At 62.9% G+C, this 20,895-nt stretch carries 18 protein-coding genes and 1 tRNA gene; 13 read left to right on the forward strand and 6 right to left on the reverse strand.

What is annotated here, in order from left to right; translation table 11 throughout:
- Positions 1-163: 163 nt before the first annotated feature.
- A complete protein-coding gene (locus FOY51_RS04400; protein ID WP_149429001.1) occupies positions 164-1,333 on the reverse strand; it encodes an aminotransferase class V-fold PLP-dependent enzyme in 1,170 nt (389 codons plus the stop codon).
- 29 nt (positions 1,334-1,362) lie between these two features.
- Between FOY51_RS04400 and FOY51_RS04405 the strand changes: the two genes are divergently transcribed.
- From FOY51_RS04405 to egtD, 5 genes are all read left to right on the forward strand, one after another.
- Positions 1,363-1,932: a DinB family protein gene (locus tag FOY51_RS04405; RefSeq protein ID WP_235916111.1), complete on the forward strand. Its 570-nt coding sequence runs from the start codon at positions 1,363-1,365 to the stop codon at positions 1,930-1,932.
- A gap of 95 nt (positions 1,933-2,027) precedes the next feature.
- Positions 2,028-3,260 carry an ergothioneine biosynthesis glutamate--cysteine ligase EgtA gene (gene egtA / locus FOY51_RS04410; RefSeq protein WP_149429002.1) on the forward strand — a complete coding sequence of 411 codons (1,233 nt, stop codon included), beginning with the start codon at positions 2,028-2,030 and terminating at the stop codon, positions 3,258-3,260.
- On the forward strand, positions 3,257-4,579 hold the full coding sequence (gene egtB, locus FOY51_RS04415; RefSeq protein WP_149429003.1) for an ergothioneine biosynthesis protein EgtB: 1,323 nt from the start codon (positions 3,257-3,259) through the stop codon (positions 4,577-4,579). Before egtA ends, egtB begins: the two co-directional genes overlap by 4 nt.
- The gene (egtC, locus tag FOY51_RS04420; protein WP_149429004.1) at positions 4,579-5,289 is read left to right on the forward strand and encodes an ergothioneine biosynthesis protein EgtC; all 711 of its coding nucleotides are present in this window, start codon (positions 4,579-4,581) and stop codon (positions 5,287-5,289) included. Before egtB ends, egtC begins: the two co-directional genes overlap by 1 nt.
- A 14-nt stretch (positions 5,290-5,303) precedes the next feature.
- Positions 5,304-6,272 carry an L-histidine N(alpha)-methyltransferase gene (egtD, locus tag FOY51_RS04425; protein ID WP_149429005.1) on the forward strand — a complete coding sequence of 323 codons (969 nt, stop codon included), beginning with the start codon at positions 5,304-5,306 and terminating at the stop codon, positions 6,270-6,272.
- 16 nt (positions 6,273-6,288) lie between these two features.
- Here egtD and FOY51_RS04430 read toward each other — a convergent pair whose 3' ends face one another.
- The 4 genes from FOY51_RS04430 to FOY51_RS04445 form a co-directional block, all read right to left on the reverse strand.
- A complete protein-coding gene (locus FOY51_RS04430; RefSeq protein WP_149429006.1) occupies positions 6,289-6,915 on the reverse strand; it encodes a DUF2461 domain-containing protein in 627 nt (208 codons plus the stop codon).
- Positions 6,916-6,933: 18 nt separating this feature from the next.
- Positions 6,934-7,917 carry a ribose-phosphate diphosphokinase gene (locus tag FOY51_RS04435; RefSeq protein WP_149429007.1) on the reverse strand — a complete coding sequence of 328 codons (984 nt, stop codon included), beginning with the start codon at positions 7,915-7,917 and terminating at the stop codon, positions 6,934-6,936.
- Positions 7,914-9,392: a bifunctional UDP-N-acetylglucosamine diphosphorylase/glucosamine-1-phosphate N-acetyltransferase GlmU gene (glmU, locus tag FOY51_RS04440; protein ID WP_149429008.1), complete on the reverse strand. Its 1,479-nt coding sequence runs from the start codon at positions 9,390-9,392 to the stop codon at positions 7,914-7,916. The genes FOY51_RS04435 and glmU overlap by 4 nt, the downstream gene beginning before the upstream one ends.
- 61 nt (positions 9,393-9,453) lie before the next feature.
- A tRNA-Gln gene (locus FOY51_RS04445) sits at positions 9,454-9,524 on the reverse strand.
- Between the two features lie 270 nt (positions 9,525-9,794).
- On the opposite strand from FOY51_RS04445, the gene FOY51_RS04450 reads away from it, so the two are divergent.
- From FOY51_RS04450 to FOY51_RS04465, 4 genes are all read left to right on the forward strand, one after another.
- The gene (locus tag FOY51_RS04450) at positions 9,795-10,388 is read left to right on the forward strand and encodes a TetR/AcrR family transcriptional regulator (RefSeq protein WP_149429485.1); all 594 of its coding nucleotides are present in this window, start codon (positions 9,795-9,797) and stop codon (positions 10,386-10,388) included.
- Positions 10,389-10,545: 157 nt separating this feature from the next.
- Entirely contained in the window at positions 10,546-11,193 is a 648-nt protein-coding gene (locus FOY51_RS04455; RefSeq protein ID WP_149429009.1) for a TetR family transcriptional regulator, read from the forward strand.
- Between the two features lie 121 nt (positions 11,194-11,314).
- Complete coding sequence (gene mfd, locus FOY51_RS04460) at positions 11,315-14,923, forward strand: transcription-repair coupling factor (RefSeq protein WP_149429486.1); 3,609 nt, start codon at positions 11,315-11,317, stop codon at positions 14,921-14,923.
- Positions 14,920-15,804: a nucleoside triphosphate pyrophosphohydrolase gene (locus FOY51_RS04465; RefSeq protein WP_149429010.1), complete on the forward strand. Its 885-nt coding sequence runs from the start codon at positions 14,920-14,922 to the stop codon at positions 15,802-15,804. Before mfd ends, FOY51_RS04465 begins: the two co-directional genes overlap by 4 nt.
- Positions 15,805-15,843: 39 nt before the next feature.
- Here the strand turns inward: FOY51_RS04465 and FOY51_RS04470 are convergent, their stop codons facing one another.
- On the reverse strand, positions 15,844-16,503 hold the full coding sequence (locus FOY51_RS04470) for a methyltransferase domain-containing protein (protein WP_149429011.1): 660 nt from the start codon (positions 16,501-16,503) through the stop codon (positions 15,844-15,846).
- A gap of 479 nt (positions 16,504-16,982) precedes the next feature.
- Here FOY51_RS04470 and FOY51_RS04480 point away from each other — a divergent pair, with 479 nt between their 5' ends.
- From FOY51_RS04480 to FOY51_RS04495, 4 genes are all read left to right on the forward strand, one after another.
- Positions 16,983-17,549, forward strand: a complete 567-nt coding sequence (locus FOY51_RS04480) for a hypothetical protein (RefSeq protein WP_149429012.1) — start codon at positions 16,983-16,985, stop codon at positions 17,547-17,549.
- Positions 17,550-17,593: 44 nt separating this feature from the next.
- Entirely contained in the window at positions 17,594-18,472 is an 879-nt protein-coding gene (locus tag FOY51_RS04485; protein WP_149429013.1) for a cellulase family glycosylhydrolase, read from the forward strand.
- A gap of 188 nt (positions 18,473-18,660) precedes the next feature.
- Positions 18,661-19,599: a glycosyltransferase family 4 protein gene (locus FOY51_RS04490; protein ID WP_235916112.1), complete on the forward strand. Its 939-nt coding sequence runs from the start codon at positions 18,661-18,663 to the stop codon at positions 19,597-19,599.
- Between the two features lie 67 nt (positions 19,600-19,666).
- Positions 19,667-20,860 carry a glycosyltransferase family 4 protein gene (locus FOY51_RS04495; protein WP_149429014.1) on the forward strand — a complete coding sequence of 398 codons (1,194 nt, stop codon included), beginning with the start codon at positions 19,667-19,669 and terminating at the stop codon, positions 20,858-20,860.
- Positions 20,861-20,895: the final 35 nt, after the last annotated feature.

A 20,895-nucleotide genomic window follows, 5' to 3' on the forward strand; every position in this document is an offset into this window, starting at 1 on the left:
GCAGCAAGGGGACAGACGAGGACGGCCGGGAGCCGTCGCCGCGTCGATCACGGTGAGCGAAGCAGTGGAGAAACACTTCGCGTTCACCCTCGCCGAGACAACGGCGAACACATTACCGCATGGGTACGTTGACCTGCGAACCGGCTGCTCCAGGCATTGCGAACTACAGCGATTCGACCGCCGTCACTATGCGGTCGAGGTCCTCGTGCGAGGCGAAATAGTGCGGCGAGGCCCGCACGACGGCGTCGAGGCCGCGTCGGTCCATGTCCAGCACCGTCGAACCGCGACCACTGACGGTGACGATGATGTTCTTCGCCGCCAGCGCGACGCGGATGTCGTGCGGATCGTGGCCTTCAACGGTGAAGGTGACGATCCCGCCGCGAGTGCGGCCCTGGTCGCGCACAGTCACGCCGGCAACCGCGGACAACCGCTCGCGCAGCAACCGACCCCGCTCGGCGATCTCGGCGAACGCCTGGTCGGGACCCAGCTCGAGCAAGTAGTCGATGGCTGTGCCCAAACCGAGCCGTGCCGCGATCCCGGCTTCCCAGAATTCGAAGCGGCTGGCATCCGGGGCAAGGCTGTAGTCGGTCGGACCGGTCCATTCCCCGCTGTGCAGGTCCAGTCGGGCCGGCTCCATCGTCGTCGCGAGTTCCGGGCGGACATAGAGAAAGCCGGTGCCGCGTGGCCCGCGCAGCCATTTGCGGCCAGTCCCCGAAAGCGCGTCGACGCCTGTTTCGACGACGTCGACGACGACCTGCCCCACCGACTGGCAGGCATCGAGCAACACGAGGGCTCCGACCCGGTGGGCTGCGTCGACTACTTCGCGCACCGGATTGACCAAACCGCCGTTGGTCGGGATGTGGACCAGAGAGACCAGCCGAACCCGTTCGTCGAGCAGGCGGTCCAGCGCGTCGAGATCGATCTGCCCCGTCGAGTCGCTCGGCACGACATCGACGGTCGCACCGATGGCTCGCGAACGCTGTAGCGCTGCGATCGCATTGCTCGCGTATTCGACCTCCGAGATGAGGATGCGATCGCCTGCGGCCAGCGGCACCGAGTAGAAGAAATCCGTCCACGACCGGCTGGCGCTGTCACTCATCGCGATCGTGTGGGGCCCGGCCGCACCGATCAGCGTCGCCAACGATTGCTTCACGGCCAGCAGGTCGGCGCGTTCCGCTGCCGCCAGATAGCCGCCGATCTGGGCTTCACGTCGAAGGTGCGACGTCATGGTGTCGAGGACCTGCTCAGGCGGCAGCGACGAGCCGGCGCTGTCGAGGAAGGTCCGTTCCAGGCATCCCGGAGTGTCCTGCCGCACTCGCTCCACGTCGAACATGGCCTCGACACTAGCGTTAGCCTGGTTTGGTGGGCAGCGAGACGAGCTCGGAGGAGTTGCGGAAGTTGTTGCCGCCGTTGGCGGCCGAGGACCACTGGTGCGCCGAGTGCAACATCGATTACACGAAGATCGAGATCGACGATGCACTCACCATTATCAAGGCGGTTCCTGAGCTTGCACGGGCCAACGTCGAACTGGTTTCGGGGCGAATCCTGCAACTCCGACCAGACGATTCGTGGTCCATGTTGGAGTACCTCTGCCACATCCGCGATGTCTACGCCACGTTCACGATTCGTCTGTATCGCGCCCAACACGAAGATCGGCCCGCGGTGGAGCCGATGCTCAATGACCTGCGTGCGCATCGATTCGCTTACAACGACCTGGAAGCGAACTCGGTTCTCGAGGAGCTGGAACACAACGTCGACGGGTTTGCTTACCAGGTCGACCGGGTAAAGGACTGGAATCGCACCGTGAGCAGATTGCCGGAGGAGATCCGCACGTCCCGATGGCTCGTCCGGCAGGCAATGCACGAGGGAGTTCACCATCTTGCCGACATGACGTGGGTGCGCGAGCAAGTGGAAGTTGTGACGAAAGGGTGAACGTCTCCGCTGCCACTCGCGTGACGGAGGTTTGTGTCGGTGGCGGTGTCTACCATCGCTGACAGCACTTCTGGCACCGTCGATCGGAGGTCATCATGGCAATGGCATTGGACAGCGCGCTGCTCACGACGCGGGCTGCAGCAGAGGCGTTCGTCGGTGGTGTCTGCTTCAAGCTCGGCCCACCCACACTCATAGGTGCCGAACTCGAATGGCTCACCGCGAGGAGCGACGGTGACTGTACGAGGCCCGAGCTGAAGACGCTTGCGTCAGCGCTCGGCGATTACGCACCCACTTCCATCGCTCCGTCCTCGTCGGCGCGGCCGCTGCCACGAGGAAGCTACGTCACTGTCGAACCCGGCGGCCAGATAGAGATCTCCAGCGCTCCGAGTGATTCGGCGGAGCAGCTGTGTCGCTGGTTGAGCGACGATGCACGATTCTTACGCGACCTGTTGGCGTCGCAGTCCATTCATACGATCGCCGCTGCGGCGGATGCCGATCGGTCCCCGCAACGCCTGCTCACTTTGCCCCGCTACTGCGCGATGGCGGAACGGTTCGCGCACATCGGCCCGTACGGCGCACTGATGATGTGCAACACCACCGCCACCCAGGTGAGCGTCGACGCCGGCCGTGATGTTGCCGAAGTCGCAGCCCGGTGGACGGCCCTGGACGCGATCGGACCCGCCTTGATCGCGGCGTTCGCATGCTCACCGGACATGGCTGGAGCACCCGAGGGCACATGGGCTTCGCAACGAATGCGATCGTGGCTACACCTCGACAGGGCGCGTACGTCCGCGCCGCCGAGCGGCACGGCCGATCCCATCGCCGCATACGCACGGTGGGCACTCGATGTGCCGCTGATGTGCGTGGTTCGCGGACCGGAGGAAAACTGGGCGGCACCGCCGGACGCGACCTTCGCCGATTGGCTCGGTGGTGCGCTCGACGACGAGTTGGGCCGCAGGCCCGACCACCGCGATCTCGCGTATCACCTCACCACGCTGTTTCCGCCGGTTCGCGCGAACGGTCATCTCGAGGTCCGCTACATCGATGCGCAGCCCGGCAGATCGTGGTCGGTGCCGATCCTCGCGATCGATGCGTTGTTGTCTCGGCCCGATGTGATCGCGGAGGCGACTGCAGTTGCGGCGGGCACCGCGCAGCGCTGGTGGGAGGCTGCCGAACACGGTCTCGGCGATCCTGAATTACGAACGGCGGCAGAGGATCTGCTGCTGCTCGCTGCCGCAAGCTCGACATCGACGGGTGGCACCGAACAACTCGATGCGGCGGCCGATCGTTGCCGTCGTGGCCGAACGCCTGCGGAGGAGGACAGATGAACGACACCGAACTGCTGCGCAGCAAGTTGGAGCAGGTCCTGGTTCGCAGTCGAGCGCGGACGGACGCGTTGTCCGGCAGCGTCGACGACCAGGATTTGATTGCCCAGCATTCCCCGCTGATGAGCCCGCTGGTGTGGGACCTCGCACATATCGGGAATCAGGAAGAGCTGTGGCTGGTCCGCGATCTCGGCGGTCGCGAACCCGTGCGCGCCGATATCGATCAGCTCTACGACGCGTTCCAGCACGCACGCTCCGCGAGACCAGAACTGCCGCTGCTGAGTCCGCTCGAGGCACGGCGTTACGTGGGCACGGTCCGTGACAAGGTCTGGGACATTCTCGACAGCAGCCCCTTGCGCGGACGTCGCCTCGAGGAAGACGGATTCGCTTTTGCCATGATCGCGCAGCACGAGCAGCAGCACGACGAGACCATGCTGGCGACCCATCAATTGCGTACTGGTCCTGCGGTGCTCGACGCACCGGCTCCGCCGCGCAGTGCACGTGAGGTAGGAGGTGAGATCCTTTTCGCCGCAGCCGATTTCACGATGGGCACGTCGACGGATCCGTGGGCGCTCGACAACGAACGCCCTGCGCATCGGGTGCACGTGCAGGCATTCGCGCTCGACGCTGCACCGGTCACGAACGAACAGTATCTCGCGTTCATCTACGACGGCGGCTACTGCAGATCGGAGCTGTGGAGTGAACGCGGCTGGGCGCATCGGGTGGAAGCGGGTTTGGTTGCGCCGCAGTTCTGGGAACGCGATCACGATGGCTGGTCGCGGCGTCGATTCGGGGTGCGAGCGCCCCTGCGACCAGCACAGCCGGTGATGCATGTGTGCTACTTCGAGGCAGAGGCTTATGCACGATGGGCAGGCAAACGGCTGCCGACCGAAACCGAATGGGAATGTGCGGCTCGATACGACGCGACGAGCGACCGCTCGCGTCGTTTCCCCTGGGGCGACGACGATCCCGCCGACCACCTGGCGAATCTCGGTCAGCAATACCTGGAACCGGCCGACGTCGGCGCGTATCCGGACGGAGTGTCGCCCGCGGGCGTCCATCAGCTGATCGGCGATGTGTGGGAGTGGACGTCGTCGGATTTCACGCCCTACGCCGGATTCCAGGTGTTCCCGTACGCCGAGTACTCGCAGGTGTTCTTCGGCGGCGACTACAAGGTGTTGCGCGGCGGGTCGTTCGGCACCGACGCGGTCGCGTGTCGGGGCACCTTCCGCAACTGGGATCATCCGATACGTCGGCAGATCTTCTCCGGATTCCGTTGCGCGCGAGACGTTTCACCCGACGAGATCGGTGCCGGGAACTGATGTGTCGACACCTCGGCTACATCGGTCCCGCCGTGCCGGTGCGCGAACCGCTGACGCGCGGCGACCATTCGCTGCGCACGCAATCGTGGGCGCCCAACGAGATGCGCGGTGGCGGCACCATCAACGCGGACGGCTTCGGAGTTGCCTGGTGGCGCGACGGTGCGGCGTCGCGGTATCGCAATCCGATGCCCATCTGGTCGGACCCCGCTGTGGACGAGGTGTTGCCGCAGCTTCGATCGACGGCGGTGGTGGCCGCTGTGCGGTCCGCTACGGCGGGCATGCCGGTGTCGCGCGAGGCGTGCGCTCCCTTCGTCGACGGCGCGTGGGCGTTCAGCCACAACGGCGTCGTACAGAACTGGCGAACAACGCTGGCGGCGGCGCACTCGCTGGAGTTGGAGGCGCCGACCGACTCCGCGGCCTTGTGGCTCCTGCTGCGCGATTCGCTCGCCACGGCCGAACCCGCGGCCGCGATACGAGCAGTAGTGAACACGGTGCTGGCCGTCGCACCCGATGCTCGGTTGAATCTGCTGCTTTCCAACGGCGAGATGCTTTGGGCGACAACCTGTTACCACTCGTTGTCGGTTTTGGTCGACGACGCAAGCGTGACCGTCGCATCGGAACCGGTGGACGACAATTCTGATTGGCAAAGCATTCCCGATCGCAGTGTCGTGATCGCGGAACCCGGCAACCTGGCGATCGAATCTCTCTGACCTGGAGGACAGACATGACTGCCCCTACTCTCGAAGTTCACCTGTCCGATGCGCAGATGACCGAAGCGTTGCGTTGGGATGCGCGCGCCGGGTTGACAGCATCACCGAAGTGGCTGCCGCCCAAGTGGTTCTACGACGCTCGCGGCAGTGAGCTGTTCGAGCAGATCACCGAACTGCCGGAGTACTACCCGACGCGCACCGAGCGGGAACTGTTGCGGGCCAACGCCGCAGACATCGCGTCGTCGAGCGGTGCCGAGATTCTGGTCGAGCTCGGTTCGGGATCGTCGGAGAAGACGCGGCTGCTGCTGAATGCGCTCACCGAGCACGGGACGCTCGAACAGTATGTGCCGCAGGATGTATCGGCGACCGCACTGCAAGGCGCCGCCGATCAGATCAGCGCGGATTTCCCCTCGCTTCGCGTGCACGGCGTCGTCAGCGACTTCACCGACACATTGCACAATCTGCCGTCCGGTGGCCGACGGATGATCGCGTTCCTCGGTGGCACGCTCGGCAATCTGATCCCGGCAGAGCGTAAGGAGTTCCTCGACAGCGTGTATGCGGTGCTGGAGCCGGGCGAGCAGCTGCTGCTCGGTGTCGGGCTGGTGATCGAACCCGACGTGCTGGTTCCGGCGTACGACGACAAGCAAGGCGTCACAGCCGAATTCAACCGCAACGTCCTGTCCGTTCTCAACGATCGCTTGGACGCAGATTTCGTTCCAGAACGGTTTCGTCATGTCGCGCTGTGGGACTCGGACAACGAGTGGATCGAGATGCGCTTGGAGGCGGAATCCGACATGACAGTTCACATCCGCGATCTGGATCTGACCGTGGAGTTCGCGCGCCACGAGCAACTACGCACCGAGATTTCCGCCAAGTTCCGTATCGACGGAATCGAGCACGAGCTTGCGGCCAGTGGCTTCGGGACGCAGAAGATCTGGACCGACACCGACGACAGGTTCGCGTTGGTGCTCGCGCAGCGCTAGCTACTCGATGACCGCCCTACTTGATGACGGCGGAAACCCATTCGACCAAGGGGCGCATGGCTTCCCATGACTTACGAACTTCTTTGAGCGTGCGCGTCGAGTCCAGCCACTTCGGTGACGGGTAGGCCTTGCCCGCCGTCAACGACTTGTGGCGCAACAGATCGATCCGTGGATGGTCGGCATCGAATCCGCGGGGTTTGGTCTTGAGTTGCTCACCGCCGATGGTGTAGCCGGCGGCTTCCAGTTCGTCGATCAGCGCGATGAGTTCGGCACCGCGAACGTCGTGGTCCACCGCCGCTCGAAACCGCGCGACCTGTTCGGTCTCGGAGTGGTGGAAGCCACCCCCGACGTAGAGGCCCGCGGCATCGATCTGCAGGTAGTAGCCGAGACCGGGCGCGGTGCCGACGAACGCGCCCTGTGCGGTCTTGTACGGCGTCTTGTCCTTCGCGAACCGCACATCGCGGTACGGCCGAAAGATCTTCGCGGCACCGAAGTCCGGTTCGAGCGCTGCCATCAACGCCTCGATCGGCGCGCGAACGGACTCGTCGTAGACGTGCTTGTGCGCCGTCCAGAAGGCCTTGCTGTTGTCAGCAGCGAGGTCTTCGTAGAAGTCGAGTGCAGCGATCGGTATCCCGGTGAACACGACGGGCCGCCGAACGGCCTACGCGCTGCCGTTGAAGAGGCTGGTGACCGAGCCGTTCTCGAAGACCTCACGAATGGTGCGAGCCAGGAGCGGGGCGATCGACAGGACGGTCAGCTGGTCGAACTTCTTGTCTTCGCTGATCGGCAAGGTGTTGGTGACGATGACTTCCTTGGCGCCGCAGTTCGCGAGCCGCTCGGCCGCCGGATCGCTGAGCACACCGTGGGTCGCTGCGATGACGACGTCGCCCGCGCCTGCCTCCTTGAGCACCTTCACGGCGCCTGCGATGGTGCCGCCGGTGTCGATCATGTCGTCGATCAGGATGCAGGTACGGCCCTCGACCTCACCGACGACGCGGTTGGACTTGACCTGGTTGGGCACCAGCGGATCACGGGTCTTGTGAATGAACGCCAGCGGCGCACCACCGAGGGAGTCGGCCCACTTCTCCGCGACGCGCACACGGCCGGAGTCGGGGGAGACCACCGAGATGTGGTCGAGGTTGTAACCGGCGCGAATGTGCTCGGCCAGCTGGGTGTGCGCGTGCATATGATCGACCGGGCCGTCGAAGAAGCCCTGGATCTGGTCGGTGTGCAGGTCGACGGTGATGATGCGATCGGCACCCGCGGTCTTGAGCAGATCGGCGATCAAGCGGGCCGAGATGGGCTCGCGACCGCGATGCTTCTTGTCCTGGCGGGCGTACGGGTAGAAGGGCAGCACTGCGGTGATGCGCTTCGCCGATCCGCGCTTGAGCGCGTCGATCATGATCAGCTGTTCCATCACCCAGGTGTTCAGCGGTGCGGGGTGGCTCTGCAGAACGAAGGCGTCCGATCCGCGCACCGACTGCTCGAACCGGACGAAGATCTCGCCGTTGGCGAAGTCGCGTGCGGTCTGCGGCGTAACCGTGACGTCGAGCTCTTTGGCGACCTGTTCGGCGAGCTCAGGATGTGCGCGGCCCGAAAACAGCATCAGGCTCTTCTGGTTGTCGACCGAGAACGTCGAGGTCACTGGTTTTCGCCATCCTTATTCTGTGGGACTTGTTGTTCTTCCAGGGCTCGAGATGCTGCCCGAGCTTCCGGTGTTCCGGGCCGCTTCCGTGCAACCCAGCCTTCAATATTGCGCTGCGCCACCCCGTTGACCGCAAGTGCCCCCGGTGGAACGTTGCGGCGGATCACGGTGCCCGCTCCGCTGTACGCGCCGTCGCCTACCTGAACGGGAGCGACGAACATGTTGTCGCTTCCCGTCTTCACGTGCGAGCCGATCACCGTGCGGTTCTTGGAGACGCCGTCGTAGTTGACGAACACGCTCGACGCACCGATGTTGGTGTGCTCGCCGATGGTGGCGTCGCCCACGTACGTCAGGTGCGGAACCTTCGAGTAGGCGCCGATCTGCGCGTTCTTGGTCTCGACGAAGGCGCCGAGCTTGCCGGAGTTGCCGACCGAACTGCCCGGGCGTAGGTACGCGAACGGTCCGATGTTGGCCTTCGGTCCGATCGTCGACGCCTCGCCGTGCGTGCGAATCACCGACGCGCCGTCGCCGATCGTCATGTCGGTCAAGGTGCTGTCGGGGCCGACGTGTGCGTCCTCGCCGATCTCGGTGGCCCCGAGTAGCTGCACGCCAGGAAGCAGCGTCGTATCCCGGCCGATCTTCACGTTCACATCGATCCACGTCGTTGTCGGATCGATGATCGTCACACCCGCACGCATATGGCGTTCGACGATGTAGCCGTTGAGAGCGCGAGCGGCCTCGGCCAGCTGCACCCTGTCGTTGACGCCGGTCACCTTGGCCGGATCGGCGATCTGCGCGCCGTAGACGTGTTGACCCGACTCACGCGCCAGCTTCAGCACATCGGTCAAATACAGCTCGTGCTGTGCGTTCGCGGTGCTGAGCCGTCCGATCGCATCGCGCAGTGCCGCGGCGTCGAACACGTACACACCCGAGTTCACCTCGGTGACCGCGGCCTGCGCAGGCGTCGCGTCGGCGTGCTCGACGATCTCCGTCACCTCGCCCGCAGCATCGCGAATGATCCGCCCGTAGCCGTTCGGATCGTCGGGAACGAAAGTCAGGACGGTGACGGCAGCGCGCTCTGCGTAGCTGCGATGCTCGTCGAGCAGAGCGCCGAGGGTGTGGCTGTCGAGTAGTGGAACGTCGGCTGCGGTGACGACGACGTCGCCTTCGTAGTCGTTCGGGAGGACGGTGAGCGCGCACTGCACGGCATGGCCGGTGCCCAGCTGCTCTTCCTGAACAGCTGTCTTGATATCGCGTTGCAAATGCTCGCCCACCTCGGCGACCGCAGCTCCGACGCGCTCGCGGTCGTGTCCGATGACGGCGATCAGCTGGTTCGGGGCGATGTCGTGTGCGGCGTGCAGGGCGTGTTCGAGCATCGTGCGACCACCGAGAGAATGCAGCACCTTGGGTGTCTTCGATCGCATTCGAGTCCCGGCACCCGCAGCCAGTACTACGACGGCGGTCTGCTGTGGCATGAAGCTCCCTCGACTGGACGCTAGGACTGCTGTCGGCAACATGGTTGCCAGACAAGTCTCGCTCCGCCGCCAGGACTCGAACCTGAACTATCTGAACCAAAATCAGAGGTGCTGCCATTACACCACGGCGGATCGCAGACCGGCGGACCGCTCGACTGTAGTGCGCTGTGCAGCAAAGCGGCTAATCACCGGGCTATAGCGATGACGATCCTCGCACGCCGACGCTCCGTACGTCGAACCGATGCGGTAATTCCTACGTACCGGTAGCTAGGGTTGTCGACGGACACAATATCCTTGTGTCCCGCGAAGGGACGGTACCGATGATCGGGGCGAGCAGGGGAGTTGCCGGTGTCGCGACCCACTGATCCCGCTCGCCCGCCGGAACGGGCCCACCGCACCCGAATGACCGGCACCCAGCGCCGCAGCCAACTGATCGAGATCGCTCGATCGCTGTTCGCCGACCGTGGTTACGACGCAACGTCGGTCGAAGAGATCGCGCAACGCGCCCAAGTGTCCAAACCGGTTGTCTACGAACATTTCGGTGGCAAAGAAGGTTTGTATGCCGTCGTGGTCGATCGCGAAATGTCCACGCTGCTCGAGATGATCACGTCGTCGCTCACGCAGAACCGGTCCCGAGTACGGGTGGAACGGGTTGCCTTGGCGTTGCTGACCTATGTCGAGGATCGCACCGACGGCTTCAAAATCTTGGTTCGTGACCAACGGCTCGCAGCCGAGGACGGCACGTATTCGAGTCTGCTCAACGATGCAATTCGCCAGGTAGGGCATATTCTTGCCGGTGACTTCTCGCGTCGCGGACTCGATCCAGCGCTCGCACCGCTGTACGCTCAAGCGCTTGTCGGAATGGTGTCGACCACCGCGACATGGTGGTTGGACGAACGCACTTTGCCGAAAGAAGTTGTCGCCGCACACCTGGTCAATTTGTGTTGGAACGGGTTGACCAATTTGGAGTCCGAACCACGGCTCGGTTCCGAATGAAAATCTAGATGTATACAGTGCTAAACCTGTCGGTCCACGCAAACGGTAAAGGAGAGCTTCGAACTGATGCGAGAACGCACGGGCTCCATACATACCGGTGGTACGGTTCACCCAACCTTTGTGTGCACTTCGGTACCTGGACGGCGAGGCGGAGCTGATGGCTAGGCAAGCACGCGCGGAGATCACCCGCGACTCGGTGCTCGCCGGTGCCGCCGATGTGTTTCTACGGCTCGGTTACGCGAATGCAAGCCTGAGCGAGATCATCGCGCAATCCAATGTCACCAAGGGTGCGCTGTACTTCCATTTCGGATCGAAAGAAGAATTGGCGCGCGCCGTTGTCGATCAAGGCAACGAACGTCTGTCCGCGGCGTGCAAGGGATTCTTCGACAGCCGTGTTCCGGCACTCGAAGCGTGCATCGGCATTTCCTACGTTGTTGCCGACCTGACGGTCAACGATCCGATGGTGGGCGCAATGCTCAAGCTGAACCATCAGATCGGCGACTATCGCGGCACGCAAGGCGACAGCATCGCGAAGCTGTGGGGCGACACCCATCGCATTCTGGCGGAGCGGGCCATCGAGCAGGGCGACCTGTCACCGGATCTCGATCCCGATGTGGTCGGTCTCCTGTGGCAGGAGCTGACCGCAGGTGTGCACATCGTCGCGGTCGGTACCGACACCCTAGGACAGATGGCAAGCCGCATGGAGCGCCTCTGGTATTTCCTGCTGCCGTCGTTGGTGCCCGAGGGCAAGCTGTCCTACTTCCGTGAGTTCGCCGCTCGCAGACTGCAGCGCTACGAGCCCTGACAGGGGCGACGGGCACGGTCCGTGCGGTCACTCATAGAATTGTGGTGAGCCGTCCTTCTGCGGCGGAAAAGTGTCGTGCCCGGGGTTCAGGAGCCAGCTGTTGCCTTCCATTCGTCCGCCGATGGCGGGATTGGCCGCTGTTGCCTGCGCCGACGACTCACTCAGCGGCGTCACCGAGCTGATCGGTCGATCGGGCGTGACACTGGTGGGCCCCAACGCTGTCCGCCCGTTTCTCGCGTCGACGGTGGCCGCGAAAGCGCCGGTGCTGCTCGTCACGGCGACCGGTCGGGAAGCCGACGACCTCACGGTCGAGCTGAACGAGATCCTGGGCGCGGGGGTCGCGCAGTTCCCGTCGTGGGAAACGCTTCCGCATGAGCGACTCTCACCGGGTGCCGACACGGTCGGTCGGCGTCTCGAAGTGCTGCGCCGCTTGGCTCGTCCAGACGATGTGGACTACGGCGAACCGCTCCGGGTGATCGTCAGTACCGTGCGTTCGCTGATGCAGCCGATGGCACCGGGACTTGGCGACATCGAGCCGATCGCGTTGCGGGTCGGCACCGAACACGACTTCGACGGACTGATCGAGCAACTGGTCGAGTTCGCGTACACCCGCGTGGACATGGTGGGTAAGCGCGGTGAGTTCGCGGTTCGCGGCGGCATCCTCGACCTGTTCTCACCGACGGCGGATCATCCTGTGCGCGTGGAGTTCTGGGGCGACGAGGTCACCGAACTTCGTGCCTTCTCCGTCGCCGACCAGCGGTCGTTGGCTGAGCTCGACATCGACACCGTCATCGCACCACCGTGTCGTGAACTGCTGTTGACCGACGAGGTCAAGGATCGTGCAGGCCAACTCGCGCAAGCGAATCAAGCCGATGCCGCGCTCGTCGAGATGCTCGACAAGTTGTCGTCCGGCATTCCTGTCGAGGGCATGGAGGCGCTGCTTCCCGTCCTGACACCGGTCAAGTTGCAACTACTCACCGAGGTGTTGCCCGCGGGTTCGCATGTGTTGCTCTGTGATCCGGAGAAGATCCGAACTCGCGCAGCCGACTTGGTGCGAACCGGCCAAGAATTTCTCGAAGCGTCCTGGACGGCGGCGTCGATCGGCGGGGCAGCCCCGATCGATACCTCCACCATTGCGGGCGCCGATCTCGATCTCGGCGCATCGGCGTACCGGTCGCTGCAGACGGTCCGTGACAGCGCCGAAGCGAACGATCATCCGTGGTGGACGATCAGTCCTCTTGCCTCCGGCAGCGACGACGAGGTCGAGTTGGCGGTGCAGCATTCGCCCACCGCGCGTGGCGCCGATGAGGACGTCGCGACGATCTTCGCGATGTTGCGTGCACACGTGACGACCGGCGGTCGGGCGGCGATCGTCGTTGCGGGTCATGGCACTGCCGAACGCTTTCTCGAACGTCTCCGCGACGCGGAAGTTCCAGCAGCACAGCTGGATTCAGGTGCCGAGCCGGAGCAAGGCGCGGTCGGTGTGCTGTGCGCGTCGTTGCACGACGGGCTGATTCTGCCCGGTGCACGACTGGTGATCATCGCCGAAGCCGATCTCACCGGTAATCGCGCGGCGGCCGCAGGCGATGGCAAACGCTTGCCTGCCAAGCGTCGCAATCAAGTCGACCCGCTCGCGTTGACGTCGGGTGACATGGTGGTACACGACCAGCACGGCATCGGCAGGTTCGTCGAGATGGTCGAACGCACGATCGGCGGCGCGCGTCGCGAATATCTGGTGGTGGAATACGCGGCGAGCAAGCGTGGACATCCGGGCGATCGGCTGTTCGTGCCGATGGATTCTCTGGATCAGTTGTCGCGCTACGTCGGTGGCGAGATGCCGAGCCTGTCCAAGCTCGGGGGATCCGACTGGGCGAACACGAAACGCAAGGCGCGCAAGGCGGTTCGCGAGATCGCAGGCGAGCTGGTGCAGCTGTATGCGGCACGCCAAGCTGCTCCCGGTCACGCGTTCGCTCCGGACACTCCGTGGCAGAAGGAGATGGAGGACGCGTTCCCGTTCACCGAAACGATCGATCAGATGACGGCCATCACCGAAGTGAAGGCGGACATGGAGAAGGCGGTCCCGATGGACCGCGTCATCTGTGGCGACGTCGGCTACGGCAAGACCGAGATCGCGGTGCGCGCGGCCTTCAAAGCGGTCCAGGACGGCAAGCAGGTAGCCGTGCTGGTGCCGACAACGCTTCTGGCGCAACAGCATCTGCAGACGTTCACCGAACGGATGGCGGCTTTTCCGATCACGGTTCGCGGATTGTCGCGTTTCACCCACGGCCCGGAATCGAAGGAGACTCTCGACGGACTGGCCGACGGCACCGTCGATGTGGTGATCGGCACCCACCGACTGTTGCAGACCGGTGTGCGGTGGAAAGACCTCGGATTGGTAATCGTCGACGAGGAGCAGCGCTTCGGCGTCGAGCACAAGGAACACATCAAGGCGCTCCGTACCCACGTGGATGTGTTGACGATGTCGGCGACGCCGATTCCGAGAACGCTCGAGATGAGCCTCGCAGGTATTCGCGAGATGTCGACCATCCTGACGCCGCCGGAGGAGCGCCACCCTGTCCTGACGTATGTGGGCGGATACAACGACAAGCAGGTTGCCGCAGCGATTCGCCGTGAGCTGCTTCGCGACGGCCAGGTGTTCTACGTACACAACCGCGTCAGCTCGATCGACAAGGCGGCCAAGCGGATTCGCGATCAGGTGCCGGAGGCGCGGGTCGTCGTCGCACACGGGCAGATGAACGAGGACACGCTGGAAAGCACCGTCGCGGGTTTCTGGGCGCGCGAGTTCGATGTGTTGGTGTGCACCACCATCATCGAGACCGGACTCGACATCTCCAACGCCAACACGCTGTTGGTGGAACGTGCCGACACGCTCGGCCTTTCGCAGCTACATCAGCTGCGCGGCCGCGTCGGGCGAAGCCGTGATCGCGGCTACGCCTACTTCCTCTACCCGCCGGAGAAGCCGCTCACCGAGACCGCCTACGACAGGCTCGCCACCATCTCGCAGAACTCGGACCTCGGTGCTGGTATGGCAGTGGCGATGAAGGACCTCGAAATCCGTGGCGCCGGAAACGTTCTCGGTGCGGAGCAGTCCGGACACGTCGCGGGCGTCGGGTTCGATCTGTACGTGCGACTGGTCGGTGAGGCGGTCGAGGCGTATCGCGCTGCCGCAGACGGCAAGCCGATCACCACCGACGAAGCTCCTAAGGAGGTGCGCATCGATCTTCCCGTCGATGCGCACATTCCGCCGGACTACGTGACGAGCGATCGCTTGCGGCTCGAGGCGTATCGAAAGTTGGCATCGGTCACCGACGACGACACCATTGCAGCCGTGGTCGACGAGTTGGTCGACCGATACGGTCCGTTGCCCGTGGAGGTCGGCCGACTGGTGTCGGTTGCCAAACTGCGGCTGCTGTGCCGGGAGTACGGGATCGTCGACGTCGGTGTCGCGGGAACCCAGCTGAAGATCTCGCCGATGGAGCTGCCGGACTCGAAACAGTTGCGGCTCAAGCGTCTTTACCCGAGTGCGGCCTATCGGGCTACCACGGGCGTCGTGCAGTTGCCGCTGCCGAGGGTCGCGAACGGTGGCATCGGGGCAGACCGGGTACGCGATATCGAGTTGCTGCAGTTCGTCGCGGACGTGCTGCTGACCCTCGACGGAAAGGCACCGGGAACGGTCGATGTGAAAGCCGGCGGGGGAGAGCAACGATGACAGTGATCCTGCTGGATCCGCTGCACCCCACCATGGTTCCGCTCGATGCCATCGAATTCTTGCGTGACCCGGTCGAATTCACCGAAGAGGTGCCGGTATCGGTGCGATGGCGGCTCACGAGAGCCCGCGACACCGATTCGGCCGGCGTCTTGGTCAGTACCGACCCGAAGAACGAAACGGTGGTCGCGCGGATCGCCGCAGGGGAGACGGTGATCTCTGCGCAGGCGTCGGCCGCGGGCAGCAAGCTGGTGGAAGCTGTGCAGGTCATGGACCGCCTGTGGGGATACGGCGGCTGGGAAGTCAATCAGACGCACGACTCGCTGCGGCCGTACCTGCTGGAGGAAACCTACGAACTGCTCGACGCGATCGGCGCCGAGGAACCGGTGACCATCAAGGAGGAGTTGGGCGACTTGCTGCTGCAGGTGCTGTTCCACTCGCGGATCGCGCAGGCGTCGGACAAGCCGTTCACGGTCGACGACGTCGCGGCAACACTCGTCGCGAAGCTTGCCCACCGCAGCCCACATTTGGGTGACGTCCAGGTTGCGCCGATCGATGTGCGCGCCCAGGAACGGGCGTGGGAAGAGCGCAAGACGGCCGAGAAAGCCCGCCGATCCTGCATGGACGGCATCGCATTGGCCCAGCCTGCCCTTGCCCTGGCCGAGAAGATTCTCGATCGCAGCGCGAAGGCGGGGTTCCCGAAGGAACTGGTGCCGAGCGCACTGAGATCCGTGACCCTCGGCGGTGCGGGTAGCGCGGAAGAAGAACTGCGCAAGTCAGCGCTCGCGTTCGCGAGGCGTATCAGAGCCGCCGAAGATGCAGCGGAGAAGGATCGGGGGCGGCGCAAGCCGTTGCTGATCGGTGACTGGAAGAAGTACTGGTAGCGCCCGATTCGACTTGCCCGGCTGATCGGAAAGCCCGACTCACGAACCGAACTGTGGAAGATCCGCAAGGCGCCAGAGCGCCAGTTGGCTTGGATCGACCTGCCCGCCGTCAGCGATCGTTTCCACTGGTTCAGGAAAGTTGAACGGGGGAAGGTGAAAATTGAGTCGACGCCACTCCGGGCCCGTGAGCTGGTTGTGGTTACTCGTAACTTCCGGATATGTATTGATGAGTACCCACGTTGCCCCGGAGCGACGGAAGTTGTCCAAGATCGCGCGCGCGTCTTGAAAAGAAACGTGGACAAGGCAATCTCGGCAGAGGACGACGTCCGCGCGTGGAAGTGAGTCTTCGACGAGATCTCCCACAGTAAACGTTCGCGCGGCACTTGCGTATTTTGCGTTGTTCGCCGCGATTACCTGAGGGACGATGTCGATTCCGAAATAGTGTGAAACGGGCAATTCGATCTGGCTCAGCCAGTTCCAGTCTCCACACGGCGCGTCGAGCAAGGTTTCAGCGCCGAGCTTGGTCAGCAAACGGGGCAGTTCTTCTCTGATGTTCGCGGTTGCGCGAAGTTCGGAGCCCGTGCCGGAACCGGATTCGTCGCTTCCCCACGCCGTCGACTCGTAGACCCCCGAGAAGATGTCCTGGCGCGACTTGAATCGCAGGCGGGCTCGGTGGAATGGCGTAGCGCGGGTCGCCAACCGACGGGCTCGCGCTGACATTCGCTGAAGTACGGGATTGGAAGGGCGCATCGCAGTCCTAACGCTGGCTATTGATGCGCGTAATGTACCCCCAACCCGCCAACCCCATCGAGCGATCCGTGAGCTGCGGTGGGCTCACTCGATCTCGATCCGAGATTCTCAGAGTCTGCTGCTATCGTCTCGATCTATCGAGATGTTCCCGCCAAGTAGGCGTGATGAATCGTGGGAGCAAAGTGAACGACAGTAACCCCGTGACCCCCAGTGATCCGGTGGCCCCCAGTGATCCGGTGGCCCCCAGTGATCCGGTGGCCCCCAGTGATCCGGTGGCCCCCAGTGATCCGGTTGCTCCCCGTGATCCGGTCACTCGCAGCGGCCCGGTGGCCCCCCGTCGCCCTGTGACCCCCGGCAGTCACGGACACCATGCGCAGCATGCGCAGCGTGCTGCATCTCGGTCGAAGCCATCCCTAGGGCGTCGTGAGATGATCTTCGGTGCTTTGGGGCTTGGAATCGGTTCCAGTGCAGTTACCGCCTTGGCGTTGCCGAGTGCGTCCGCCGTTGTTTCGGGACCTTCCGGCAAACCGGACAGCCAATTCGTGTCGGCTGCGTCGTTCATGATCGGCGGACAGGCTCCCGAGATCCGCGCTAATTGGCCGGCAGTTCCGTTCCCGAAGTCGGGAGCGACGGCGACCACGACGTTCGCGGCGGATTCAGGTGCCTCTGCGATCTCGATCGAGTTGATCTGGACCACTGAGGGACCCGGCGAGGGCAATGTTCGGTGGGTCGGTGGAGTGTCGTGGTTCGAGGACGCTCTGGCCATCGACGACGATTCGAGCGGCGCGCCGTGGCGGCCGGCAATTGTTCCGGTTCCGGGGAGGCCCAAGTCGCCTGTGCGGACACGATTGGGCGAATTCATGGTCAATCACACATCGCCCTGTCTGCAACTGAAACTTACTCGGGAAGGCGATTCTCCGGATGACACCTTCAAAGGAGACGTGGTTCTTCTCGGAATCGTGGTCAACACGACGGTATCCGTCCCTTTAGCGTAACCCCCGCTGCCACGTTGGTTCGAAATACGGATCGGCTGCGGGGGGTGAATATCAATCCAGGAAAGCAACATTTCTATACGCCGAGCGTATGGGCGGGGCTCTGGCAGACCTGGGATTGGTCGACGTGGATAAAGCCGATGGTCGATGATTCGAAGTCGGCAGGCGCTAATGCGATCCGCTTGATCGGAAATACCCACGTTGTCACTTCGGGAATGATCACTCAGCAACAATACATGGACAGATGGAAACAACTGCTCGACTATGCAACCGAACAGGACTTGTATGTCTTTCCCTGTGGTGGTGACCTCGGCCATTGGGGAAGTGCAACTACGTGGGCCAAGGCGGAGGCGCTGTATTCATCGTGGGCAAAATTGTTGTCCTCGTATGCGCCGGTGATCGGTGTCGACATCACCAACGAAGCGAGCGCGCAATATTCGTCTGCCTATGTCACGACATACAACCAACCGGAGAAGTGGCAAGATACGATAAAGCATCTTGGTGAGGTAGTCAGAAGTATTTCCGGTAAGCCGATCACTCACTCGCGAAGCATCGACAAAGTCGGCGTATGGTGCAACGGTTCTATTTACACCGATCTGCTGAGCGATTTCATCAGTATCCATTGTTATTACACCCCTGATCCATCGGATGCTCAGCGACTGTCGAGTACTGATTGGGGTCGCAACAAAGAGTTGTTGATCGGAGAGTTCGGTATCGCCATGAATTCCGCGCCTGCCGACCGAATTGCACGATACGACGGAGTCAAACGGCTGGTGAAGGGAGCTGACGGCTGTGTCGGTGCGCTGGCCTGGTCGGGATACGATCTCGATGATCACCCCGAAAACCAGTTCGGTCTCTTCGATGCCGATCGCCGCGGGCGCGAAGACATACTTTCGCAATATCGAACCTTCCCCGTGCTGCGCTAGAGATCGGCGTCACGCGTCGGCGAGTTATCGGCTATTATTGCGGCGTGCCGCAGAGAAGAGCCGTGTGGGTTTCCACCGATATGACGACCCGTGGTGGTATTGCGACTTTTGTTAGGACCATGAGGGAAACCGCTCTGTGGGCGGACTGGAATGTCGAACACATAAGTACCCATCGCGATGGCTCGGCGATGAAACGCATCACAACCTATCTGGTCGGCTTGGCAAGATTCTTGACTGCGATTGTTCTCCGCCGTCCGGACGTAGTGCATATACATGTCTCGGTACGCGGAAGCTTCTTCCGCAAATGCGTCGTGACGTGGTTGTCGATTCTGTTCCGCATTCCAGTCGTCCTACACGTTCACGGTTCCGATTTTCATGATTTCTATGATCGATCGGCAACTCCCATACAATCGATCATTCGGCAGACATTGACAAAATCGGACATGGTCATCGCGTTGGGAGCGGTCTGGGCCGCGCGCTTGTCGGAAATTGCGCCGAAAGCAGACATCATCTCGGTAGCCAATGCGGTGCGTCCGAAGACCGCCATTCGGCAACCCGCTCTCGGTGAACCGGTCAATGTTCTATTTCTTGGAATTGTGGGGGACCGGAAAGGTACTTTCACACTTCTCCGAGCGTGGGCGGCCCGGCCGCAGACCGACGATGTCGCCGATATTCGGTCGGCATTGACAGTTGCCGGTGACGGAGAGATCGATCGAGCCAAAGAATTGGTGCGGGATCTTGGCATCGGTGACACCGTAACGGTGCACGGCTGGGTGTCGCCCACGGAAGTGCCCGCCCTGATCGAAGGTGCGCAGATTCTGGTCCTGCCGTCTCAGAACGAAGGGCAACCGATGGCGGTGCTGGAGGCGATGGCAAATGGATTGTGCGTGATCACGACCCCCGTCGGTGGAATCCCGGACCTCGTTGACACCGAGTGCGGCGTTCTCGTTCCCGTCGACGACGTCGACGCACTCAGCAAAGCACTGGACGAGGTCGTCCGCGACGAAGCGCTACGTGTTCGCTTGGGGAACAGTGCGCTCGACCGCGTACGTAACGATTTCGACGCCGACGTCGCTGCCCGAACGTTCGATCGGCTTTATCGCGAACTCGCAGGAATCACTGTCTAGCTCGGTATCGTCAACCACGCAATAGCCGTGCGGCCGCACGGTTTACGGACCAATCGAAGGAAGAACATTGGCTCGGCACATCCTCATTCTCGTCGAGAACCTCTCGGTGCCGTTCGACCGTCGAGTTTGGCAGGAGAGCCGTGCGCTTGTTGGCGCGGGTCACAACGTCACGGTGATATGTCCGATGGGCGGCAAACAAGACCAAGAGCGCGAAGTCGAAATAGATGGCGTGCGGATTCTTCGGTATCCACTCCGGGCCGCCACCGGTGGGCCGCTCGGCTACCTTCGCGAATATTCGATTGCCCTCTGGCATACGTTGCGCCTTGCGATTTCCGTTCGTGCGCGCGGCAGGGTCGACGTTGTTCAGGCCTGCAACCCACCCGATCTACTCTTCGTCGTCGCGCTGGTACTGCGACTTGCGGGGGCTCGCTTCGTTTTCGACCACCACGATCTGGTGCCGGAGTTGTTCGAATCGCGATTCAATCGGGGCGGACGCGTTCTCCACATGGTTACGCGTCTTCTCGAGCGGATGACATTCGCGGCTGCTTCCGGAGTAATTTCCACGAACGAAAGTTACCGACGGGTGGCAATCGAGCGCGGGAAAGTCGATCCCGATCACGTGACCGTGGTGCGAAGCGCACCGGACCTGAGTCGGTTCGTGCAGCGCGATCCAGATCCGGATCTGCGAAAAGGCAAGCGCTACTTGGCCGCCTACATCGGAGTCATGGGCCCCCAGGACGGCGTGGACTATGCGCTGAGGGCGCTGGCGCATCTCCGGTTCGAGCTGGGGCGCGACGACCTGCATTGCATTTTCATGGGCAGCGGCGACGCTTTCGATGAAATGGTCAGTCTCACCGAGCAACTCGGCCTCTCCGATTCCGTCGAATTCACGGGGCGGGTTTCGGACGAATTCCTGCAGACCTGTCTGTCGAGTGCTGACGTGTGTTTGTCTCCAGATCCTCGCAATCCGTTGAACGACGTATCGACGATGAACAAGGTTGTCGAGTACATGGCGATGGGGCGACCGGTCGTCTCGTTCGACCTGATCGAGGCACGTGTGTCCGCGGGCGATGCTGCGGTGTACGCGCCGTCGAACGACGAAGCCGCTTTCGCGCGAGAAATCGATTGTCTACTGCGTGATCCGGACCGACGGGCCGCGATGGGGGAGTTCGGCCGCGCCCGCGTGCAGGAGAAGCTGTCCTGGGACGTTTCGCGCCAAAACCTCCTCGGATTCTACGATCGCTTGTTCGCGCGGATATGACACCGAGATTCGGTGACCACCGACCCGATGCGGGG

The sequence above is a fragment of the Antrihabitans cavernicola genome (genome assembly GCF_008297975.1).
In the GTDB taxonomy this organism is placed as follows: domain Bacteria; phylum Actinomycetota; class Actinomycetes; order Mycobacteriales; family Mycobacteriaceae; genus Antrihabitans; species Antrihabitans cavernicola.

Coding starts and splice junctions, on each gene's coding strand:
- FOY51_RS04450 (WP_149429485.1), top strand. CDS start 9,795: ATGACCGGCACCCAGCGCCGCAGCCAACTGATCGAGATCGCTCGATCG.
- egtD (WP_149429005.1), top strand. CDS start 5,304: ATGACTGCCCCTACTCTCGAAGTTCACCTGTCCGATGCGCAGATGACC.
- egtB (WP_149429003.1), top strand. CDS start 3,257: ATGAACGACACCGAACTGCTGCGCAGCAAGTTGGAGCAGGTCCTGGTT.
- egtC (WP_149429004.1), top strand. CDS start 4,579: ATGTGTCGACACCTCGGCTACATCGGTCCCGCCGTGCCGGTGCGCGAA.
- mfd (WP_149429486.1), top strand. CDS start 11,315: ATGGCGGGATTGGCCGCTGTTGCCTGCGCCGACGACTCACTCAGCGGC.
- FOY51_RS04490 (WP_235916112.1), top strand. CDS start 18,661: ATGAAACGCATCACAACCTATCTGGTCGGCTTGGCAAGATTCTTGACT.
- FOY51_RS04455 (WP_149429009.1), top strand. CDS start 10,546: ATGGCTAGGCAAGCACGCGCGGAGATCACCCGCGACTCGGTGCTCGCC.
- glmU (WP_149429008.1), bottom strand. CDS start 9,392: ATGCCACAGCAGACCGCCGTCGTAGTACTGGCTGCGGGTGCCGGGACT.
- FOY51_RS04480 (WP_149429012.1), top strand. CDS start 16,983: ATGATCTTCGGTGCTTTGGGGCTTGGAATCGGTTCCAGTGCAGTTACC.
- egtA (WP_149429002.1), top strand. CDS start 2,028: ATGGCAATGGCATTGGACAGCGCGCTGCTCACGACGCGGGCTGCAGCA.
- FOY51_RS04400 (WP_149429001.1), bottom strand. CDS start 1,333: ATGTTCGACGTGGAGCGAGTGCGGCAGGACACTCCGGGATGCCTGGAA.
- FOY51_RS04465 (WP_149429010.1), top strand. CDS start 14,920: ATGACAGTGATCCTGCTGGATCCGCTGCACCCCACCATGGTTCCGCTC.